Source organism: Ruegeria sp. CF5, assembly GCF_056537325.1.
Genome location: NZ_JBQFRI010000026.1, coordinates 1 through 2,399, shown reverse-complemented (window position 1 = coordinate 2,399; position 2,399 = coordinate 1). Strand labels below are relative to the sequence as shown.

Annotated in this window: 1 protein-coding gene; it reads right to left on the bottom strand. The window is 61.5% G+C overall.

Annotated features, from left to right (window positions below; all coding sequences use genetic code 11):
- A partial coding sequence (locus ACR0NW_RS23945; RefSeq protein ID WP_480453297.1) for a GcvT family protein occupies positions 1 to 2,399 on the bottom strand: 2,399 nt, incomplete at both ends.

Here is a 2,399-nt window from a genome sequence, read left to right as displayed (position 1 = left end):
TCCCGCAATCTTTGGCCTTTTGGGTCGAATGGCGGTTCGGCGAGGATTTTGGCCTTGTGAGGTTTGCCGAGAATAAAGATCTCGACCTCATCGCCCGGCTGCGCCACCTGCGGGTCCGCATAGCCGATTGCCAGTGATTTGCCGACCGAATAGCCATAGGCGCCGGATGTCACGCGGCCCACGGGTTTGCCATCGGGCGTGAAAATCGGCTCGCCGCCGGTCGCGTCAGCGTCATGCGGCACCTCGACCTCGAAGATCGACAGCACCTCTCGCGGGGCGTTGTCCCTGATGGCCAGCCAGGCGTCCTTGTGCAGGAAATTCTTGTCCTGTTTGATGAGGCCAGCCAGCCCAACCTCCTGTGGCCAGTATTCCTGAGAATACTCCCTGCCCCACGAGCCATAGCCTTTCTCGATGCGCAGCGATCCGAGGGCGCGGCCACCCACGGGGCCGCCATCAAACTGCTTTGCGGCCTCCAAAAGTGCGGAATAGAGCCTGATCTGGTCACTTTCCGCGCAGTGCAACTCCCACCCCAGATCGCCGGTAAAGCTGACGCGGATGGCCAGACAGGGGACGCCAGCAACCTCGATGGTCGCGGAGCGCATGAAGCGAAATGCCTCGTTCGACAGATCCGCATTGGTCAGCCGCTGAAGCGTGTCGCGCGATTTGGGACCGGCAACGTTGAACCCTGCGATGCGGTCGGTGGCCACCTCGAATGTGGTGCCTTCGGGCAGGTCGACCATGTTGAAGAACCGCTGGTGATAGCGTTCGGCCATGCCCGAGCCGATCATCATGTATTCATCTTCTGCGACCTTGGTAATCGTGAAATCACCGGCCACACCGCCCCGGACCGAGATCAGAGGCGTCAGACACGAACGCCCCACCTCGGTCGGTACCCTGTTGGCGACCAGCCGGTCCAGCCACTCATGCGCGCCCGGACCCTTGATGACGTAATTGGCGAAGTTCGAGATGTCGATAACGCCCACGTTCCTGCGCAGCATCTCGGCCTCGCGGCCGACCGGCGCCCACCAGTTCTGGCGGGTAAAGCCGTTGGTCTCGACGGTGCCCGGCTGATCGGCGAACCACAGCGGATGTTCCCAGCCGCAGTTCAGGCCAAAGACACAGCCCATGTCCTTTTGCATCTCGTAAGCCGGACGGACACGGGCCGGACGGCCGGCGCTGCGTTCTTCGTTCGGGAAGTGGATGGCGAAACGATGGGTATAGACATCCTCGACCCTCGCCTTGGTGAATTTCTTGTCTGCCCAGTCTCCGAAACGGGCCAGATCCCAGGCGAACATGTCATATTGCGGCTCACCGTCGATCATCCATTGCGCCGCAAGCAGGCCCAGACCGCCGGACTGGCTGAAGCCCGGAATGATACCGCCGCACAGGAAATAGTTCTTCAGTTCCGGCACCGGCCCCCAGAGCGCGTTGGAATCCGGCGACCAGATCATCGGGCCATTGATCACCCGTTTGACCCCCGCCGTGGCCGCCACCGGCACCCGTTCGGTTGCACGGATGACATTGTCCATGATCCGGTCCAGATCGTCGGGGAACAGATCATGCGCGAAATCCAGTGGCGTCCCCTCTTCGGCCCAGAACCGCATATCCTTTTCATAGGCCCCGATCAGCAGGCCGTTGCCTTCCTGACGGAAGTAATACTCCCCATCCCGGTCCGCGATGGAGGGCAGACGGCGGCCCAGATTGGCAACCTCATCAATCGTCTCGGTCACGAAATACTGATGCTCGGTCGGCTGCAGCGGCAGTGTCAGCCCGGCCATCGCCGCAACCTCGCGCCCCCAGAGACCGGCGGCATTGACCACCCATTGCGTGTGGATATCCCCCTTTTCGGTGCGCACGATCCACGAGCCATCGGCTTGCTGTTCCGTCCCTAACACGGGGCAAAACCGCTCGATCGTCGCTCCCATCGCCCGCGCACCCGCCGCATAGGCATGCGTGACACCCGAAGGATCGACATTGCCGCCGTCGGGCTCGTACATGATACAGCGCACGTCATCGAACTGTGCCAGCGGATGCAGCTCTTTGGCCTGTTCCCGGCTGACTTCATAGAAGTTCAGGCCATAGAACCTGGCCTTGGACTCCTGCAGGCGCAACTGGTGCTCGCGGTCCTGCGTCTGGGCCAGATAGAGCGATCCGGGCTGAAACACGCCACACCCCTGCCCGGTTTCCTTCTCCAGCTCCTTGTACAGGTTCATCGTGTAATGCTGGATACGGGTGACATTGTTGTTGTCGTGCAGCCCGTGAATCCCCGCCGCCGCATGCCAGGTCGAACCACTGGTCAGCTCGTCCCGCTCCAGCAGAACAACGTCGGTCCAGCCAAGCTTGGCAAGATGGTAGAGAATCGAACAACCGACAAGACCACCTCCGATAACAACGGCCTG